Below are 19,130 nucleotides of genomic sequence, written 5' to 3'. Positions count from 1 at the left end.
GGCGTTGACGTTGGTGTGGTAGTCGGTTCGAATGTTGGCGAGGGCGAGGGCGATAGCGCGATGGTGGGCGTGCTCGACGCCGGCGGTGCGCTCCCACACGCGCTGACGAGTGTCAATGCGAGGAGCGCGAGGATCAATGCTCTATTCGATTTCACAAATATCCTTTTATGCGGAGCGGGATTGACGATACTTGTACTACGTGCGAATTCCGTTTTTGGGTTCACGTGAAATGCGTGTCAATCCAGCGGGCACGATTGCGTGAGCGGGACAAGTGGTGTAAAATACCGGTGAATTTATCGAAGGAGTTGACCTATCAATTCGCTGGCTCAATCGAACGCGACGCCGATCACCGAATTGCCCGAAGATCAACATTGGTGGTTTGCCACGCGCACATGGTCTTTACTGAATTTGCTCGATGCGAACGTATCACGTCGCGATGGCGATGTGCTCGACATCGGTTGCGGCGCAGGAAATATGATTCATCACTTGGCGCGCTACGGACGCGTCAAAGGCGTCGAAGTGGACGCGCGCCCGGTCGCGATGGCGCAACAGCGCGGCTATGATGTTCGTCAGGGCGATGCGACGCGCGGTATTCCATTTCCTGACGCGTCTTTCGATCTTGTCACCGCGCTCGATGTGATCGAACATGTGAACGAAGACGCGGCGATCATTCGCGAGGCGTCGCGCGTTTTGCGACCGGGTGGTGTGCTCGCGATCTCGACGCCGGCGTTTCAATGGCTGTGGAGTTACAACGATGTGCTGAACGGACACAAGCATCGTTACACACCGAACGAATTGCGCGCACTCGTCGAGCGCGCGGGCTTGCGCGTCAAACGCTTGACCTTCGGTTTCTTGCTCGTGTTCCCGATGTCCGCGCCGCTGATTCTGTTGCGAAACGCGATGGGGCAGAAGCAACAACTCGAATCGCATCACTTTGACGCGGACGCGTACCAAGTCGAGATGGAACCGGTCGCACCGTGGCTCAACACGATTCTGCGTGGCGTCGGTCGCATCGAAGCCGCGCTGATCGCGCGATTCAATTTGCCGATGGGCACGTCGTTGATGGTGATCGCGAAAAAGGAGTGACGAAAATGTCTGAAGCAAAAGAAACCAAAGAGTTGTCCTGGGAAGATCATCTCGCCGAGACGATCAAGGCGTTTCGCAAAGAGATGCAGGGGCGGCACGGCGACATGTTTCCGGACGAATTTCACACGCACCGTCGCGCGGCGTACCGCGAAGTGTTGCTCGCGTGGCGGTCATTGATTGACGCGCGCATCGAGAAACTCGAAAAAATCGAGCAGGACAAAGCCGCGCCGAAAGCGACACGCATCCAGGTCGAATAAATCACGCGCGTCGGGTCCAGTAGTACATCGTCAGCCCGATCAAGACGACGAACGCCATACCAGCGGACACGCGCGGATCGAACATCGCCGTGAACAACACGAGCAATGCTGCGCCCGCGTTCAACCACGTGTTCGTTCGGTTCTTCATTCGTGCCTCTCACGTATCCTCATCGAGTCCCGATCGTGTGACCCTCACACATTGATTGGGACATTTCGCTGTAGCAATCTAAATTACGAATTTGTTTTGGACGCGGATTCACCCGGATTTTCGCGGATGTGAAAAACCATCCGTGTGAATCCGCGTTCTATTTGTTCCATCACACCGTATTTGCGAAAAACTTGACAAGAATGGAACAAAGTAATAGTATAACGTTGCACTAAAACGATACACTAATTTTGTTTAACGATACACAAGCATCTGCGGTGAGGTCCCACAATGGCGTCTGAAGTCACTATCGAAGATGTCGCCCGGCTCGCGAATGTTTCTGCGAGCACGGTGTCCAACCTCCTCAACGGTCGCACCGAACGCATGCGCCCCGAAACGCTCGACCGCGTTCAGCACGCGATCGAACAACTGGGCTACTCTCCCAATCGCACCGCGCGCTATTTGAAAACCGGGCACATCGAAATGATCGGCGTCATCGTGCCCTCGGTTGCCAATCCCTTTTACGGCGCGTTCGCGCGTTGCATCGAACAAGCCGCGCTCAAACACGGTTATCAAATTCTCCTCGGCAACAGCGAGCGCGACCCCGAACGCGAACGACGTTACGCGGAAGAGATGTGGAGCCACGGCATTCGCGGACTGATCACCGGCTCGTCGCCGCTCGCGCTGACACACCTCGCGAGTTTGGTCGAGCGCGGACTGTGCATCGTCGCGTTCGACCGTTCAGAACAATCGTCCGACGCGTTGACGATTGACAGCATCAGCGTGGACAATGTGCGCGCCGCGCAGATCGCGACCCAGCATTTGATTTCGCTCGGTCATCGCCGCATCGGCTTCTTGACCGGTCCCGTGCGTACGATCAATCGCTTGCAACGTCTCGGCGGCTATCGCCGCGCGTTGACGGACGCGGGCATCGCGCACGACCCGGATTTGATTTGGGAGAAATCGCTCGCGAGCGGTTTTGGCGATACCGAAGGCATCGAACTAGGTCGGCAGGGGGTGACGGAATTACTGGGTCGCGCAAATCGTCCGACCGCCTTAGTTGCGATCAACGATATGTACGCGCTCGGCGCGTATGCCGGCGCGCGCGACCTGGGTCGGCGCATTCCAGATGATCTTTCGATTGTTGGGATTGACGACATCGTGCTCGCGCAAGTGGTTGATCCTCCGCTGACTACGGTGCGTCAACCGTTGAACGAAATGGCGGCGACCGCGGTCGAGACGATCATCCAGCGTATCGAGAACAAATCGAGCGACGCGCCGCAACACGTCACGCTCGCACCCGAACTCATCGTCCGCAAATCCACCACAAAACCCAGCATGTAATTCTTGCCACACATTCCGCGTCACACGGAAGCGCTCAATTTTTTCCGCGTGCTTCCGTGTAATTCTGTGGCTGAGCAAAAAGGAATCAAAATGGAAATCAATCTCAAGGGAAAAAAAGCAGTTGTCACCGGCGGCAACATTGGCATCGGTCGCGCGATTTCGCGCGCGCTCGCGTGCGCCGGCGCAGATGTCGCGATCACGTACTTTGACGACGACGAAGAAGCGGCGAAAACGATTCGCGCGATGGGTTGTGAGTGTCCGTACTTGCATCTCGACGCGACGAACAGCGCCGAGGTCAACCAGGTCTTTGCGGAAATCGCCAACCGACTTGGCGGACACATTGACATTCTCGTGAACAACGCCGGACACTTGGTCGGTCGTGTGCCGGTCGCGGAGATGACCGACGAGTTTTGGCGCAAGGTGATCGAAGTAAATATGACGACCGCGTTCTTTTGTTCGCGCGCGGTGATTCCGTTGATGAACACGGGCTGGGGACGCGTCATTAACATGTCGTCGCTTGCCGGACACGACGGCGGCGGCGCGGGCGCGGTCGCGTACGCGGCGGCGAAAGCCGGCGTCGCCGGGTTCACGCGCGGTCTCGCGAAAGAAATGGCGGCAAAGGGCGTGACGGTCAACGCGCTCGCCCCAGGTTTCATCCAGGGCACCCCGTTCCACAACACGTTCACCAAACCCGAAGTGCAACAAACGATCATTTCGAAAATTCCGGTCGGACGCGCCGGCACGCCGGACGATGTGGCGAACACTGTTCTCTATCTCGCGTCCGATCTCGCGTCGTTCGTCACCGGCGAGGTGATCGAAATCAACGGCGGTGTGTGGTTTGCGTAAAAGCATCCTGTGGTGCGAGCAAGCTACCCGCACCACAGGAAACCAGTTTTTCTGACAGAGCAGTCAGTCATGCCTCTCTTTTCTTCTTCTGATCTGATTTCAGCGCGACAGCGCATTGAACGTCACGCGTGGGCGGCGGAAATTTTTGCCGCCGTGTCTGCGCGCGCGGATGCGTGGTTGGCGAATCCCGCGCGCGTCCCTGCGCTCGCCGGCGGTTGGATCCACGATTACGTTTGCCCCGAACATTGGAATGCCCTCACATTCGACCCAGGTTCGCCGCACACGCATCGCTGCCTCTTTGGCGAAATGCACACTGGCGAAAAACTCGATGCCGCGTGGCGCGTTGCCGAACATCGCCGCATCGCGAACACCGCGCGTGACCTGGGTCTGGTGTACGCAATGTCGGGCGACGCGCGTTATGCCGATGCGGCACTCGCGATTCTCGCGCAGTACGCCGACGCGTATCGCGAATACGCCGGCGCGGGCGAGGCGCGTGACTGGATGCTCAAAGGGCGCGTGTTCAATCAGGCATTGACCGAGGCATTGTGGGCGATACCGATTCTGCACACGTACGATTTGGTGCGCGCGGCGCTGACGCGCGAACAAGACGCGCGTATCGCGGACGGCTTGTTGCGTCCGCTTGCCGAAACGATGACGACCGCGCAAGATCAGTTGGTTTGCCAAGAGAAGAATCTCAAAAGCAACTATAACGCATGGCTCATCGCCGTCCTGGGTCTGCTCGGTTATGCGCTCGATGACAAGACGCTCGTGGCGCGTGCGCTGGACAGCGACGCCGGGTTCTGCGCGCATCTCGGTGTGGCGATTCTGCCGGATGGTTTCGAGTACGAGGGCACGCCGTACTATCACAATTTTGTCGCGCTCGCGTACACGATTCTCGCCGAAGCCGCGCGCGCGAATGGTCGCGATCTGTACGCGGTGCGTGGAGCGCAGGGACAATCCATCGAATTGATGTGGCGCGCGCTCGCGTCGCTCGCGTACGCGGACGGGACGATGCCGGCGATCAACGACGGCGCGTATCAACTCGGCGGCGCGTTCACGGCGGAGATTTCCGAGACGTATGAAATCGCGCTCGCGCGCACGCACGAACCGGTGTTCGCGTGGTTACTCGATCGTACTCTGCCATTGCGAGGAGCCGCAGAGCGGTTCGCGACGAAGCAATCACCCCTCCCTTACCCTCCCCTCGACAAGGGGAGGGCGGGGGTAGGGTTGGAGATTGCTTCGCAAAAAACGTTCGCAATGACACGTGCAGCACGCGACGCGTGGAGCGCGCTCATCTTTGGAGAACGTGACATTGCGAACGCGCCGATGCCGCGCCGCACTTCGGTGTGCCTGCAACCGGTTGGCATCGCGGTGTTGCGGGACGATGCGAACGCGCAAGAAGTGTGTGTACCATTCGGCGCGTATGCCGGCTCGCACAGCCACCTCGACCGGCTCGCCGCGCAAATTTTTCCGTGGAGTACCGATCCTGGCACGCCGTTGTACGGCGTCGCCGCACGCGCGACCTGGTATCAGCAGACCGCCGCGCACAACGTCGTCATCATGGATGGTAAATCGCAAGCGCAGTGCGGCAGCAAATTGCTAAATTGGATTACCACACCCGACTCGACGATGCTGTGGCTTGATTCCGATTCGTTGTATCCGGGTGTGCGCGCGTCGCGTTTGCTGATGCTTGCCGATGGCGTGTTCAAAGATTCGTTTCTGCTCGAAGCCGATAGCGAGCACACGTTTGACTGGCTCTTGCATGTGGATGGCGATTGCAATTTCAACGGCGTGACGAGCGACGCCGAAGCAAAAGTGGGCGAGGGCACGTATCAATTTCTAACGCGCACCGCGCATCGCGATGCGGCGACGCGTTTCCAATTCACGGTGCGACACAACGACCAAAATTTTCGCGTGACGCTGTCTTGCGAAATCCCGTTCGACATCATTATCGCGCGCAGTCCGGCGCACGTCGCCACGCCGACCCAGCCGCGTCAAACGATTATGATGCGCGCTTACACGCGGCGCATCAATTTTGTCGCCACGAGCGAGTTGATTCGATGAAGCATCTTTTTCTTGGCTCGAAAAATTTTGACGAATGGCGCGCCGTCGCGCAGACCACGCATCGCGCGCGGTTCGCGCGCGTGATCGAGCAAGCTGAGACGTACCTCGCGTACGTGCCACCCGTCGAACATCCGCGCGAAACGATCACGTATATCGGCATGGCAGCAGCGAACCTCGCGTTCGCATTTCGCTTGACCGACGACACGCGCTATCTCGACCGCGCGCGCGAGTGGATCAAGATCGCGATCAGTTATCCGCACTGGGGTAAAGCGAATCTGCCAGACCATGATCTCGACGCGGGCTGGCTCTCGTTCGGACTGGGCTTGAGTTACGATTGGTTGTACGAGTTTCTGCCAACAAAGGAACGCGACGCACTGTGCGCGAAATTACGTTTGCAAGGCACGCGGTTGTACGATTTCGCGGTCGGCGGTGAAGGCAATTGGTGGAGCGTCGCGTTCTGGCAAAATCACAATTGGATTTGCTACGCGGGACTCGCGACGGTCGCGTACGCGCTCGAACGCGAACATCCCGAAACGCGTGCGTGGTCGCAACGCGCGGTTGAGAATTTCAAAACGGTGCTCGCGTTGATGCCGGAGGATGGCTCGGATTACGAAGGCGTTGTTTACTGGTGTTACGGATTTCCGTGGTTGTTGATTCCCGCCGATCTGATTCAGCAACAAACTGGGATTGATTTACACCAATCCGAATTTCTCCGCAACACATTCTACTATCGCCTCTACGCGTCCGCGCCGAATTTGATTGACACGGCGAATTTTGGCGATTGCCACGACCGGCGTTCCGCGCACGCGCTCGCAATTTACTATCGCCTGGCGAGCGTGTATCGCAACGGACACGCGCAATGGCTCGCGGATCATTTCGAACGTATCGGCGAATGGGAACGCGAACGCAAACAAGGTCTGCTCAAACCCAGTTCCGCGTCGCACGCGTTCCTGGAATTCTTATGGTACGACCCAACGGTTGCGCCAACGCCGATTGCCGATTTGCCCACCACGCGCGCATTCCCCGACCTGGGTCTCGTCAGCGCGCGCACCGATTGGTCGCCGGACGCGACGTTCCTCGTGTTCAAGTGCGGCAAGCCGAACGGCGAAAAAGCGTGGACGCTCGGTCACGCGCTCGAAAAGCAAAACGACTGGAAGGTCGTCAAAACCGGCCACGCGCATCCCGACGAAAATTCGTTCATCCTCGTGCGTGGCGATGATTACCTCGCGGTGGACGAAGGGTACAGTCAGAAAAAACAATCGTGTCAGCACAACACAATTTTGGTGGATGGCAAGGGACAGTATCACGAAGGTGTTTACAACGTTGCGGACGGACTCGGCGTCGAGTGGGGCGGCACGTTCGAGAATGATTTTGCCGGGCGACGCGTGGTGTACGCGCGCGGCGACGCCGCACACGCGTACGATCCCGCGCTCACACTCGACCGATTCACGCGGCAGATGCTGTTCGTTGATGGCAAGTACATAGTGATTTGCGATGACCTCGCGTCGCGTGAGCCGCGCGAGTTTACGTGGCAGTTGCAAACGGATGCGCCGATGGCGGATGGCATTTCGCAATTCGCAATTCATAATTTCGGCGCAGTTCTTGGTGACACTCGTTTCACCGTTTCAGTTGTCGAACCGGCACAATTCGCGGTGAAGAACATTGAGCAAGAAATCGTCGCGTATCCGTCGTCGTCTACGCCGGAATGGGTGCTGCGTCATCCGCAACACACGTTGATGCTGACGCCGGAACGCACGACCGCCACACGGTTTTTCGTCGCGCTTACCATCGCAACGCCGACCCAGGTTGAGGCAATCGCGTGTGAAGTGGGCAGTGCCTTGTCGCTAAACGAATCGGTTGCGCGCGTGATTGTTGCGTTCGCGCGTGGTGCGCGCGGCATCAAGATCGCGGGTGAAATCGAGACGGATGCGCGTTGGATCGTCGCCGGTTTTCGCGGCGAGACGCTCGATTATTTCGCGGCGGGTGATGCAACGCGTGTGTGGATCGGCAAGCAATTGCGTTTCGCATCCGCCGAGCCGGTGTCGTGCGAGGCGGACGGGGCAACGTGGCGCGTGAACGCGCGTGCGCCTGAATGGATGAGTTTCTGGTCAGCATCGCCGCGCGAGTCGGTCGTCGTCAATGGCGCATCGGCGAACGCGAATTTCGACGCGATGCTTTCTCTCGTGCGCGTGTTCGTGCCACGCGGCGATGTGAAAATTCACTGTAGCGAACGCTCGCCGGAGCATTCCGTAGACATCAACGGCGCAGAAGGAGAACGAATATGACACAATCGGTGACGACGCACGCAACGGTAGTGCGCGTACCATTTCGAGAACGCTTCAAAACACCGGAATGGCTTTCGGGCTATTTATTCATCTCACCGTGGATCGTCGGTTTTTTGGTCTTTACGCTCGGACCCTTTATCGCGTCGCTGTATATCAGTTTCACCGAATGGGATTTTGTCAAAGCGCCGGAGTTTATCGGCGCGGACAATTATGTGAAACTTGTAAACGACCCACTCTTTTGGCAATCGCTCAAAGTGACGACGGTGTACGCGCTGGGGCGCGTGCCCCTGGGCATTGCCGTCGGACTCGCGGCGGCGTTGTTGTTGAATCAAAAAGTTCGGTTCGTCGGTTTGTGGCGCGTGATTTATTACATGCCGGTCGTTCTGCCGCCGGTCGCCGTGTCGTTGTTGTGGATGTGGGTCTACAATCCGGATTACGGAATTCTCAACGGCATGTTGTGGACCGTGTTTGGCATTCGGGGACCGGCGTGGTTGCAGAACGAGTTCTGGGTCTTGCCCTCGTTGATGATGATGGCAGTGTGGGGCATGTTGGGAAAAAATATGATCGTCTACTTGTCCGGCTTGCAGAGCATCGCGCCGGAAATGTACGAAGCCGCGGACATTGACGGCGCGAATGTGTGGCGCAAATTCTTTAACATCACTCTGCCGATGATGACGCCGATCATCTTTTTCAATTTGATCATGGGGCTGATGGATTCGTTCAAACTGTTCACGCAAGCATACGTGATGACCGGCGGCGGACCGCGTTACGCGTCGCTCTTCTACGTCTACTATCTCTATCAGCACGCGTTCCAACGCTTCCACATGGGCTATGCCTCCGCGATGGCGTGGGTCTTTTTTCTCATCTTGATGCTGTTCACCGTGCTCGTCTTTCGCTCGTCCAAGTTGTGGGTTTATTACGAGAGCACGTTGGGAAAGGGCAAGTAACCGATGATGGCTAATCCATCCAAACTCATGCGCGGGCTGGGACGCGGCGTCATTTACGCGCTGCTCGCGCTCGGCGCGTTCGTGATTCTGATTCCCTTCGCGTGGACGTTGAGCACCGCGCTCAAAACGCCCCAACAAGCGTTGATGTATCCGCCGGTGTGGATCCCCGAGCCGGTCGTGTGGAAGAATTTTGTGGACGCGTGGAACGCGATGCCATTCGCCACATTTTATCGCAACAGTTTGTTGATCGCAGGATTGAACATCGTTGGGCAGGTGCTGAGTTGCTCGCTCGTCGCCTACGGTTTCGCGCGCTTGCGTTTTCCGGGGCGCGACGCCCTCTTTCTCGTCGTCTTGAGCACGCTGATGATTCCGTTCCAGATTCTTATCATCCCGCGTTTCATCCTGTTCAAGGAACTCGGTTGGCTCGATTCGCTGCTGCCCTTGATCGTGCCGAACTTTTTCGGCGGCGCGTTCAACATCTTTCTCCTGCGCCAATACTTTATGACCATTCCGCTCGAACTGGACGACGCCGCGAAGATGGACGGCTGTGGGCACTTGGGAATTTATTGGCGCATCATTTTGCCGCTCGCCAAACCGGCGCTTGGCGCGGTGATGGTGTTCGAATTTCTCGAATCCTGGGACGATTTCCTGGGTCCGCTCATTTACATCAGCTCGACCAAGAATTATACCGTCGCGCTGGGTCTCGCCGCGTTTCGCAACGATTATTTCATGGAATGGAATTTGTTCATGGCGGCGACCGCGGTCGCGATGGCGTTGCCGCTGATCATCTTTTTCATCGCGCAAAAGTACTTTATTCAAGGCGTCGCGTTGACTGGCTCTGGTGGTGTGAAAGGATAACAACCCATTTCGGAAAGGAGGCACGGAAAAATTCTTGCGTGCACATTCATCCATTGGCACATGCCCATTTATTTTTGAGGAGGATTCGAAGATGAAACACTCGCATTGGACCAAGACGCTCATGGTAATCCTGGCGCTGACGGTCGCGTTACTCGCGCTCGCCGCGTGCGCGACGCCGACGAGCGCGCCGACCGCGCCGACGAGCGCACCCGCCGCCAGTTCGAAAACCGAACCGACGAAACCCGCCGCGCCAAAAGGCAACGTAACGCTCCGATGGTTTATGCGCTGGGACAAGGTGCGCTTGGACGGCGTTGCCGCGCCGGTGATCGAAGCATTCCAAAAACAAAATCCCAACATCAAAGTGGAAATCGAAAACATCAGCAGCGGCACCGAGTACTGGATCAAACTGCAAACGATGATCGCGGGCGCGACCGCGCCAGACGTGATCTATCCCGCGACGCACAACGCGTACGCGCTCGCGTCCAAGGGCGCGCTGATGACGCTCGACGATTTGGCGGCGCGCGACAAGATTGATCTCAAAAAGTACGACCAGTCCATCCTGAATCTCTACAAGTACAACGGCAAAGTGTACTGCTTGCCGATTGACACTGCCGCCGTTGGCGTGTTTTACAACAAGGACATGTTCGACAAAGCCGGCATTGCGTACCCGAAAGAAGGTTGGAGCTGGGACGAATTTCTCGCGACCGCGCAAAAGCTGACCAAGGATACGAACAGCGACGGCAAGGTAGATCAATTTGGCGTGGACGTGTGGACCTCGTACTGGCCCGTCATCGTGTGGAGCAAGACCGGGCACGGCATCTTTGACGACATTCGCAAGCCGACCAAGATGTTGATCGAGGATCAAGAATCCATTGACGCGTTGCAATTCCTCGGCGATCTCACGAACAAGCACAAGGTAATGCCGAGCACCGCAGAACGCGCCAACATCACGGACATGTTCCTCGCCGGCAAAGCCGGGATGAACATCATCGGTCACTGGCGCGTGCCGCAGTACCAAACGATCAAAGATTTCAAATGGGATCTCGCGCCGCTTCCGAAAGGCAAAGTGCAAGCCAATCGCAGCGACGGCAGTTGCTTTGGCATCAGCGCGCAATCCAAGAATCCCGAAGCCGCGTGGGAGTTTATCAAATTCCTCGCCGGTCCCGATTCGATGGGTGTGGGCTTGCTGTTGGATTTGCAACAAATGACGCCGTCGCTCGTGGACTTTCAAAATTCGGATCGGTTTCTCAAACCGGCGAGTCTGACGATCAACAAAAAAGCATTCCTCGCCGGCAAGGAAAACTTGTTCACGATGTACGACCCGATTCATCCGATCTATGATGAAATCGCGACCGCGCAAAGCGCCGAGTTGGGCGAACTGTGGAACGGCAACGCCACCGCGAAAGACGCGCTCGCGCGGATGAGTCCCAAGATCAAAGAGATTCTGCAAAAAGCCAAGTAATGTCAGTGGATGGGGCGACGCATGCGTCGCCCCCAAGTTTGTTTGGAGTTCACCCATGATCAGACTCGGACTGTTCGTGTTGATGGCATTGATCGCGTTGACCGCGTGCGCGTCGCCGACGATTGCGCCGGAAAAACCGGCGGAGCAAGACGGTCTCGTCATTGCCGATTTCGAAAACGTGAACACACAATGGCTCGGTTACAATCAAGATACCCAGGTTCAGATCGCCGTTGGCGCAAAGCCGCCGGAGGGATTCCTTCCCGTTTCGAAATTCCACACCAAGTACACCGATCAATGGGTCAAGCCAACGGCTGGGTTGGTCGCGAGCACGGATCAGGTCAAGCAAGGCAAAACATCCGGCAAGTGGGAGAATGTCGTCGAGAACAATCGTCTCGTCGCGGTGGACATTCCGCACGATTGGAGCGCGTACAAGTACCTGACGTTCTGGGCGCACTCTGCCATCGCGAACAAGTCCGCGATTGAAATCGTCGCGTACTCCGAGGACGACAAAACCTCCGATGACGATTACTACAAACTTGAAATTGTGATTGATTGGACGGGCTGGCGCTTGTTCGAAATTCCGCTCAAGGAATTCGCGGCAACGCGCAATCCGATTGGCTGGAACAAGATTGACTATTTCAAGATCGCGTCTACCGGTTGGAGCCACAATCCCAACCCGAGCACGCTCCTGTACTTTGACGCGATGAAACTGTCGAATGCGAAAACGGAATCCGCGTTGAGCGTGACCTTGCCCAAGCAACATCCGAATTTGTTTGTGAACGCGACGGAGCTTGCCGAAATCAAAAAGAAGAGCGAAACGTACGACTGGGCAAAATCCGGTTTTCAAACGATCAAGACGAACGCGTTCATGTGGTCCACGCGGACGATCAAGTTGCCCGCGACCGGCGGCGGCTATTATCACGCGGGCGGCGAAGATTACGATATCACGCAAGCGCATTATGATTTGGCAAACGCCGCGCGCGATCTCGCACTGATGGCGCAGTTGACCGGCGAGACCAAGTACGGCGACAAGGCAAAAGAAATTTTGCTGGGTTATGCCGACAAGTACCTCTCGTACAAAATCCACGACAAGGAAGGACGCGAAGATAACAAAGCGAGCGCGGGCGGACGCGCGACCGCGCAGGGCATCAACGAAGCCGCGTGGGTCATTCCGCTCGCGTGGGCGTACGATTTGATGTACGATGACCTCACGTCCGCCGCGCGCGAGCAAATCGAAAAAAAGGTGTTGCGCCCCGCCGCCGAATTGTTGATGGAGAACAACGAAGGTCGCCACAATCATCAAGCCTGGTACAACGCCGGCATCGGCGTGATCGGTTTCGCGCTCGCCGACAAAGAGTACGTCGAACACGCGCTCAACAAAAAAGGGAGCGGTGTGTACTATCAGTTGAAGAACAGTATCAGCGTGGATGGCGCGTGGTACGAAGGTTCGATGCACTATCAGTTTTACGTGATGCAAGCGTGGATGCCGTTGTTTGAAGCGGCGTATCACGCGGGGATTGATTTGTATCAGGAACCGGGTTACAAGGCGTTGCTCGATTTTCCGTTGCGCTACGCGGATACGACTCTGTGTTTGCCGGTCATCAACGATGGGCGCCAGGTGTACCTGGGCGCGTCGGATCGCGCGCGCTATTACGAGTCCGCGTATCGCCGTTTGCGCGAGCCGCGCTATGTGAATGTTCTGCGCGCGACCGAGCGCGAATCGTTCGAGGCGTTGATGTACGGCGTCGCCGATTTGCCCGCCGCGTCGCCGGTGTCATGGCAGAGCGAACTGTTTGCGAAATCGGGACTGGCTGTGTTGCGCGCCGGTGCCGGCGTGAACGCGAAACACGTCGTACTCAACGCGATGGGGTACGAGGGCGGGCACAGTCATCCCGATCAGTTGGGCATCGTCTTCGCCGGGCTGGGTCGCACGCTTGCGCCGGATGCGGGTTCAATCAAGTACGAAGACCCCGCGCACGTCGGTTGGTACAAACAATCGCTCGCGCACAACGTTTTGATCGTCAACGAAAAATCGCAAGCGCGTGCGCCCCTCGCCGCGCTTGACGCGTTTGCGAGCGGCGTGCAGCTCCAGGTCGCGCGCGCGTCCACGACAAAATCGTACGGCGGGGTGTATTATGCGCGGACGATTTTGTTGGCGAGCGATTACTGGGTTGATCTGACGCAAGCCGAGAGCGCGGTCGAAAACAAGTACGATTGGGTGTACCACAACTATGGCAAATTCGCGAGCGATTTGAATTTGCAATCTACGACCGGCGTAGTCGGCAAAGCGAACGGGTACGAGTACTTGTCGAATGTGCGCACAATAAAAACCGACCATACCTGGCGTGCGGATTGGACGATGGCGTCCGATCAAAAAGTGCGTTTGCAGATGTTGGGCGCGCCCGGCACACAAATCATCGCCGCCGATGGAATGGTCGCCGCGCCGGTCGGTGACGAGACCGCGCCGGAACGTGTGCCGCTCGTGATCGCGCGTCGCCAAGCCAAGACCGCGCGCTTTGTTTCGATCGTCGAACCGTACGCGAACGCGCCGGCAATCACCAATCTCACTTCCATCGTGAACGCGGACGACGCGACCGGCATTCGCATTTCGCGCGGCAAGACGACGGATGTGTTGATGGTATCCGGCGCGCGCGGTGAAAAACGTTTTGGCGAGTACACGCTCGATGGCAATGTCGCGTGGGTCAGTCGTGTGGATGATTCGATTCAAGCGATCTATCTTGGCGCGGGCACGCGGCTCGCGAGCGACAACTGGGCGATCCGTCTCGAAAATCTTGCGACCGGCGAAAACGCGAATCAGTTGGGCGTGTACATCGAGTGCGCATCGGCGCAACGTATCACGGCGCAGAGTAGCAGTAACGCGGTCACGGTGATTTCGCTTGAGGGTCTTGTCGCCGGTAATGTGAATGTGTTCCAGTTGGACGAACAGGGCAATCGCCAAACCCAGGTCAAGCCAATCGCGAACGCCAATGGTAGCGTTCGGTTCTTTGCGAACCCGCAAGTCGTGTACGAAATTATCGCGAACCCGTAGGGGCTTTCCACCGAACTGTTTGCTCAGAAAATAAAGAATTTTGGGACGCGGATCGCTTCGCGCGCGGATATTTTTTCTTATCCGCGTTCATCCGCGCGCGAAGCATCCGCGTCCTGAATTGTCCTGTTCAATTTGCGCGTTTGCCGAAAAATTGGTTCTGCCGTACAATCGCCGCGATGTTTGACGCAACGGCTCTCCATGCGATCACTGACGAACTGAACGCGACGATCTTGCGCGGACGCGTGCAAGAGATCGTGCAGTTGGATGCGTTCGCGTTCGGTTTCGAGATTTACGCGCAACACGCGCGCCGTTATCTTTACGTCAGCGCGCACCCCGATGACGCGCGTGTTCACCTCGTCGCGCAAAAATTGCGCGGCAGTGGTCTCGCACCGTCGCCGCTGCTTCTCTTGCTCCGCAAACATACTGAAGGCGCGTTCGTGGATGCGATCACGCAATTGCCGCACGAGCGCGTTCTCAAAATTCAGTTCGATCATTCGGTTGAAGGCGTGTCCACGCTCGTCGTCGAAACGATGGGCAAGTACTCGAACCTCATTTTGCTCGACGCGACCGGCGATATTCTCGACGCGGTCAAGCGCGTGACGCCCGCGATGAGTCGCGTGCGCGCGATTCTGCCGCAACGCGCGTACAGTCCACCGCCGCCGCAAGCCAAACGCGATCCGGCGACGCTCGCCGCGGACGATGTTGCGCGTCTCCTCGCGGCGAACGCGGATGCGCCACTTTCGCAAACGCTCGTCAAGACGATTGCGGGAATCAGCCCGCTCCTCGCGCGCGAAATCGCGCATCGCGTTGGAACGTCGCGTGACGCGCAAAAAATTGTGGATACGCTCGGCGCGCTCACGCGCGCACCATGGTCGCCGTGCGTTGCGTTCGACGCGGGCGAGCCGACGGCGTTCGCGCCGTACCCGCTGACCCAGTTTGCCGATGTGCGCATGTGCGATTCGATCGGCGCGGCAATCGAATTGTTCTTCGGCGCGCCTGAAGCGTACTCCGCCGCGAAGGAACCGTTGCGCGCACAAATCGCCGAGGCGCGCGACAAACTCGCGCGCAAACGCGATGCGCTCGCGCAATCGCTTCCCGACGCGGCGCAGGTCGAGCGGTTCAAGACGAACGGTGAATGGATTCTAGCGTACGCGTCGCAGATCAAGCCGCGCCAATCGGTACTCCGCGCCGAAACAGAAAACGGCATCGTCGAGATTTCGCTCGATGCAACTTTGACGGCGGTCGAGAACGCGCAAAAATGTTTCAAGGAATATCATCGCTTGCGCGACGCGGCGGCGCGCGTGCCGCCGTTGCTCGATGCGGCAAATGCCGAGGTCGAGTACGCGGAGCAGATGCTAAACGATCTCGACCTCGCGGAGAATCGCGCCGAGTTGGACGCGGCGATTGTCGCCGCGCGTGCGGCGGGCTTGCTGGCTCAGGTTCGCGTCAAGAGTAAACTGGTTTCCAGCGAACCGCGCGCGTTTCAATCGCGCGAAGGATTTACGATTCTGGTCGGCAAGAACGCGCGGCAAAACGAAGAGATCACGTTTCGCCGCGCGCGCGCGGAGGATATGTGGTTGCACGCGCGCAACGTCGCAGGCGCGCACGTGGTGATCGTGCGCGGCGGGCGCGAGATTCCGGAAGAGATGATTGAGTACGCCGCGCAACTTGCGGCGCGGTACTCGCAGGCGCGCGACGATTCGCGTGTCGAGGTGATCGTCACGCCGCGCAAGGACGTGCGCCGCGTGCGCGGCGGCAAACCTGGGATGGTAACGGTGCGCGATGAGCGAGTCGTCACAGTGAAATTGTAGAGCAATTCTCCAAATTGCCCCTTCGCCAAAATCCAGGTTTCTTCAAGAAACCTGGATTTTTTTCTCGGCTCAAACGATATTTGGCGGCGGTATGGTTTATGGATAAGGCGGAGGATACGGCGGAATCGGAGTCCGCGTTCGGGTCATCGTCGGTGAAGCCGCAGTTGGTGGAGGCGTCGGTATGGCTGGCGTGCTCGCGCTAGTAGGTGGCGATGGAACAACAATGGTGATTACGCGCGAAATAACGGGTGGCGGAGTTGGCGTCGCGCGCGGAGATGGAATGGTCGGCGGCAGTGGCGGTGTTCCAAGTGGAAGTAGGGTTGGCTTGGGCGTTGGAGAAAACGCGGGCGGAGTCTTCACCACGGATGTTCCCGTTATGGGTTTCGTCGGGATGGTGATAGGCGGAACGACCGGCGTCATCGTTCCTGAGTAATAAATTTTCAACGTGTCAACCGGTCCCGTGGGAAGAACATCGTGAGCAGAGACCCAACCCAGCACGCGCGGGCTGAATGACATTTGAATAAGGAACCAACTCGAATCTTGTAAACGCGCGACTAACCAGATACGCGCATGTGGCTTTAACTCAAATACCGTCGCTGCGTGCGTTGTTGGCTCGGATTGAACATTCGTGATTCCCTTTGTCTGCGCTTCCACATAAAGAACCCGTGTCGCCGATGGAGACGCGGTTGCAGTCTTGGTCGGCGTCCAAGTCGCTGGAACCGGCGTCGCCGATGCAGGTGCGGCTGTGGTGTTGATGGGTGCCGGAGTCGTTGGAACCGGCGTGGAAAAAATCACAGGGACTGCTGCTGGAGGAATGGTCGTGATCGGTCGTTCCGTAGCGGTTGGTGTACTGATTGGTCCAAATCTAGACACTGTTGGTGTCGCGCGTGGAGACAGGCGAAGCGGTTTGGCAGAGATCGTCAAGCCCGGCAATGCTTGTTTCGCCAAAGTCTTTGTTGGAGTGGGCGGCAACACAAACGCGATTGCAGATGTTGGAGGGGATACCTGAGACGAGTGAACATTCGTCTCGGTCGTGCAGGCAACGAGCGCGAGCAATCCAAACACGAGCAAGCACAAGCACTTGTGCATGGGATCCTCCATTGGAGCATTGCCAGTGCCAGCACTATATCAGATTTCTCAAATTCGTCAATAACCCAGGTTTTTCCAAAGTGAGGAAACCTGGATTCTTATTTCTGCATGTGGCGTAGCACGCGGCGCACCCGCCGAAACACGTCGTCCATCATCGCGGCGTTGAGTCGCCCGGTTTGCGTGTTCTGTTTGCTGGGATGGTACGCGCAGATGAGCGTGGGTAATCCATCGCCGAGCGTATACGTCGCGCCGTGCGCGAATTTTACGCGCGGCAGGGTGTGTCCTTGCGAACGCAACAAACGCAAATAACCGTCGCAGCCAATCTTGCCCATCGCGACGACGACGCGTGCGCGGGTGAGTAATTCGAGTTCGCGCGCGAGAAACGGCAAACAGTTTGCTTGCTCTTGCGGAGTGGGTTTATTCGCTGGTGGCGCGCAACGACAAATCGCGGTAATGAACGCGTCGGCGAGTTGCAGCCCATCGTGCACCTCGCGCGCGATCGGTTTGTTCGCGAACCCGGCGCGATGCAGCGCGCCGTACAGAAAATCGCCGGACGCGTCGCCGGTGAACATCCGTCCGGTGCGATTCGAGCCGTGCGCGCCTGGCGCGAGTCCGATCAACACGACGCGCGCGCGGTGATCGCCAAAGCCGGGGACGGGTTTGCCCCAGTAGTCCCAGGCGCGATACGCGCGGCGTTTCTCACGCGCGATGCGTTCGCGGTACTCGACGAGGCGGGGGCACAGACGGCAGGTCACGATTTCGGAGTTGAGTTGGGTCCAAGAATTTTTCATTTTTGATTTTCGATATTGTAGGGGCGAAGCATTTGCACAGCCCCGCGGTTTATGCTGATCGCTTTTCAAACTGAAACCAGCATGCCCAAGAATCAAATTGTGGCAAATGCTTCGCCCTTACATCCGTTGTTTGAATTCCATTGCGAGCGATGTTATAATGCGGGCATGTCGGATGATGCACCGCTCTCGGCTCAAGTCATCACGCGCGAGTTGAACACGCGCCTTCTCGCGCGCCGCGTCGTCTACGCCGCGCGCACCGGCTCGACGAACGATATCGCGAGGCAACTCGCGGACGCGGGTGAACCGGAAGGTACGGTCGTGATCGCGGACGAGCAGATCGCCGGACGTGGGCGACTGGGACGTGCGTGGCACGCGCCGGCGCGGTCGTCACTGTTGATGTCGCTCGTTTTGCGTCCGCCGCTTGCGCCGCGTCAAATCACGCGTGTGACGATGGCAGTCTCACTTGGCGCGTGCGCGGCGCTGCGCGTCGAAACCGGACTAGACGCGCGCATCAAGTGGCCCAATGATCTGTTGCTGAACGGCAAAAAGTGCGCGGGCATTCTCGCGGAAACGCAAACGCTCGGCGAGCAGATCGAGCACGTGATTGTCGGTTTGGGCGTCAATGTGAATTTCGACGTGGCGTCTATTCAAGACATCCCGCCGAACGCGACGACCATTTCAGACGAACTGGGACGCACGTTGCCGCGTGCACCGCTCGCGCGCGCATTGTTGCGCGAAATCGAAAATTATTACTTGCGTCTTTGCGCCGGCGAAAACTTGTCTGCTGAATGGGCGGCGCAACTCGCGACCCTGGGTCAATCCATTCGCGCGCAAACCGAAGCGGGGGTTATCGCTGGCATCGCGGAAAGCGTGGACGACGACGGCGCGTTGTGCGTGCGCTGTGCCGATGGCTCGCTGGCGCGTTTGGTCGCGGGTGATGTCACGCTACACGGTTCGAATTGAGAGCAATTAACCTTGCGAAGGTTGTCAACCTTCGCAAGATTTTCAAGACCAGGAGGCATAATGGAACAAGGTCCACTCAACCTCAGTTATCGCGATTGGTTTTTCGTTTCACTGCTCGTGCTCGTGAACGTCA

16 protein-coding genes are annotated in these 19,130 nt (G+C 57.8%); 14 read left to right on the top strand and 2 right to left on the bottom strand.

Annotation, left to right across the window (positions count from 1 at the left end; genetic code table 11):
- Positions 1-354: 354 nt before the first annotated feature.
- Both HY868_12060 and HY868_12055 read left to right on the top strand, forming a co-directional pair.
- Positions 355-1,086, top strand: coding sequence for a class I SAM-dependent methyltransferase (locus tag HY868_12060; GenBank protein ID MBI5302862.1), 732 nt, complete (start codon positions 355-357; stop codon positions 1,084-1,086).
- A gap of 5 nt (positions 1,087-1,091) precedes the next feature.
- Positions 1,092-1,343, top strand: coding sequence for a hypothetical protein (locus tag HY868_12055; GenBank protein ID MBI5302861.1), 252 nt, complete (start codon positions 1,092-1,094; stop codon positions 1,341-1,343).
- A gap of 1 nt (position 1,344) precedes the next feature.
- Here HY868_12055 and HY868_12050 read toward each other — a convergent pair whose 3' ends face one another.
- Positions 1,345-1,491, bottom strand: a complete 147-nt coding sequence (locus HY868_12050; protein ID MBI5302860.1) for a hypothetical protein — start codon at positions 1,489-1,491, stop codon at positions 1,345-1,347.
- Between the two features lie 288 nt (positions 1,492-1,779).
- Here HY868_12050 and HY868_12045 point away from each other — a divergent pair, with 288 nt between their 5' ends.
- The 11 genes from HY868_12045 to HY868_11995 all read left to right on the top strand — a co-directional run bounded on the left by HY868_12045 (position 1,780) and on the right by HY868_11995 (position 17,163).
- Positions 1,780-2,832, top strand: coding sequence for a LacI family DNA-binding transcriptional regulator (locus tag HY868_12045; GenBank protein ID MBI5302859.1), 1,053 nt, complete (start codon positions 1,780-1,782; stop codon positions 2,830-2,832).
- Between the two features lie 90 nt (positions 2,833-2,922).
- Complete coding sequence (locus tag HY868_12040; GenBank protein ID MBI5302858.1) at positions 2,923-3,678, top strand: SDR family oxidoreductase; 756 nt, start codon at positions 2,923-2,925, stop codon at positions 3,676-3,678.
- A gap of 69 nt (positions 3,679-3,747) precedes the next feature.
- Positions 3,748-5,742, top strand: a complete 1,995-nt coding sequence (locus tag HY868_12035; GenBank protein MBI5302857.1) for an alginate lyase family protein — start codon at positions 3,748-3,750, stop codon at positions 5,740-5,742.
- Complete coding sequence (locus HY868_12030) at positions 5,739-8,027, top strand: DUF4962 domain-containing protein (protein MBI5302856.1); 2,289 nt, start codon at positions 5,739-5,741, stop codon at positions 8,025-8,027. The genes HY868_12035 and HY868_12030 overlap by 4 nt, the downstream gene beginning before the upstream one ends.
- On the top strand, positions 8,024-8,974 hold the full coding sequence (locus HY868_12025; GenBank protein MBI5302855.1) for a sugar ABC transporter permease: 951 nt from the start codon (positions 8,024-8,026) through the stop codon (positions 8,972-8,974). The genes HY868_12030 and HY868_12025 overlap by 4 nt, the downstream gene beginning before the upstream one ends.
- 3 nt (positions 8,975-8,977) lie before the next feature.
- Positions 8,978-9,832 carry a carbohydrate ABC transporter permease gene (locus HY868_12020; GenBank protein ID MBI5302854.1) on the top strand — a complete coding sequence of 285 codons (855 nt, stop codon included), beginning with the start codon at positions 8,978-8,980 and terminating at the stop codon, positions 9,830-9,832.
- A gap of 91 nt (positions 9,833-9,923) precedes the next feature.
- Complete coding sequence (locus HY868_12015; GenBank protein MBI5302853.1) at positions 9,924-11,294, top strand: sugar ABC transporter substrate-binding protein; 1,371 nt, start codon at positions 9,924-9,926, stop codon at positions 11,292-11,294.
- 55 nt (positions 11,295-11,349) lie between these two features.
- Positions 11,350-14,343 (top strand): alginate lyase family protein, encoded by a 2,994-nt coding sequence (locus tag HY868_12010; GenBank protein ID MBI5302852.1) that lies wholly within the window; start codon positions 11,350-11,352, stop codon positions 14,341-14,343.
- Positions 14,344-14,519: 176 nt separating this feature from the next.
- Entirely contained in the window at positions 14,520-16,154 is a 1,635-nt protein-coding gene (locus HY868_12005; GenBank protein ID MBI5302851.1) for an NFACT family protein, read from the top strand.
- Positions 16,155-16,335: 181 nt separating this feature from the next.
- Positions 16,336-16,587, top strand: coding sequence for a hypothetical protein (locus HY868_12000; protein ID MBI5302850.1), 252 nt, complete (start codon positions 16,336-16,338; stop codon positions 16,585-16,587).
- Positions 16,588-16,848: 261 nt separating this feature from the next.
- Positions 16,849-17,163, top strand: a complete 315-nt coding sequence (locus HY868_11995) for a hypothetical protein (GenBank protein ID MBI5302849.1) — start codon at positions 16,849-16,851, stop codon at positions 17,161-17,163.
- Positions 17,164-17,341: 178 nt separating this feature from the next.
- Here HY868_11995 and HY868_11990 read toward each other — a convergent pair whose 3' ends face one another.
- On the bottom strand, positions 17,342-18,034 hold the full coding sequence (locus HY868_11990) for a uracil-DNA glycosylase (protein ID MBI5302848.1): 693 nt from the start codon (positions 18,032-18,034) through the stop codon (positions 17,342-17,344).
- A gap of 81 nt (positions 18,035-18,115) precedes the next feature.
- Here HY868_11990 and HY868_11985 point away from each other — a divergent pair, with 81 nt between their 5' ends.
- Complete coding sequence (locus HY868_11985; protein MBI5302847.1) at positions 18,116-18,997, top strand: biotin--[acetyl-CoA-carboxylase] ligase; 882 nt, start codon at positions 18,116-18,118, stop codon at positions 18,995-18,997.
- The last annotated feature ends 133 nt before the right edge of the window (positions 18,998-19,130 follow it).

The sequence above is a fragment of the Chloroflexota bacterium genome (assembly GCA_016219275.1).
Taxonomy (GTDB): domain Bacteria; phylum Chloroflexota; class Anaerolineae; order UBA4142; family UBA4142; genus JACRBM01.
Note: the sequence above shows the minus strand (reverse complement) of the source record. Positions and strands in the feature narration are given on the sequence as shown.

Excerpts from the sequence above, each read along its gene's own strand:
- HY868_12030 (MBI5302856.1), top strand. The coding sequence starts at position 5,739 with ATGAAGCATCTTTTTCTTGGCTCGAAAAATTTTGACGAATGGCGCGCC.
- HY868_12015 (MBI5302853.1), top strand. The coding sequence starts at position 9,924 with ATGAAACACTCGCATTGGACCAAGACGCTCATGGTAATCCTGGCGCTG.
- HY868_11985 (MBI5302847.1), top strand. The coding sequence starts at position 18,116 with ATGCCCAAGAATCAAATTGTGGCAAATGCTTCGCCCTTACATCCGTTG.
- HY868_12055 (MBI5302861.1), top strand. The coding sequence starts at position 1,092 with ATGTCTGAAGCAAAAGAAACCAAAGAGTTGTCCTGGGAAGATCATCTC.
- HY868_12035 (MBI5302857.1), top strand. The coding sequence starts at position 3,748 with ATGCCTCTCTTTTCTTCTTCTGATCTGATTTCAGCGCGACAGCGCATT.
- HY868_12040 (MBI5302858.1), top strand. The coding sequence starts at position 2,923 with ATGGAAATCAATCTCAAGGGAAAAAAAGCAGTTGTCACCGGCGGCAAC.
- HY868_12045 (MBI5302859.1), top strand. The coding sequence starts at position 1,780 with ATGGCGTCTGAAGTCACTATCGAAGATGTCGCCCGGCTCGCGAATGTT.
- HY868_12050 (MBI5302860.1), bottom strand. The coding sequence starts at position 1,491 with ATGAAGAACCGAACGAACACGTGGTTGAACGCGGGCGCAGCATTGCTC.
- HY868_12020 (MBI5302854.1), top strand. The coding sequence starts at position 8,978 with ATGATGGCTAATCCATCCAAACTCATGCGCGGGCTGGGACGCGGCGTC.
- HY868_12000 (MBI5302850.1), top strand. The coding sequence starts at position 16,336 with ATGGCTGGCGTGCTCGCGCTAGTAGGTGGCGATGGAACAACAATGGTG.
- HY868_12025 (MBI5302855.1), top strand. The coding sequence starts at position 8,024 with ATGACACAATCGGTGACGACGCACGCAACGGTAGTGCGCGTACCATTT.
- HY868_12010 (MBI5302852.1), top strand. The coding sequence starts at position 11,350 with ATGATCAGACTCGGACTGTTCGTGTTGATGGCATTGATCGCGTTGACC.
- HY868_12005 (MBI5302851.1), top strand. The coding sequence starts at position 14,520 with ATGTTTGACGCAACGGCTCTCCATGCGATCACTGACGAACTGAACGCG.
- HY868_11990 (MBI5302848.1), bottom strand. The coding sequence starts at position 18,034 with ATGAAAAATTCTTGGACCCAACTCAACTCCGAAATCGTGACCTGCCGT.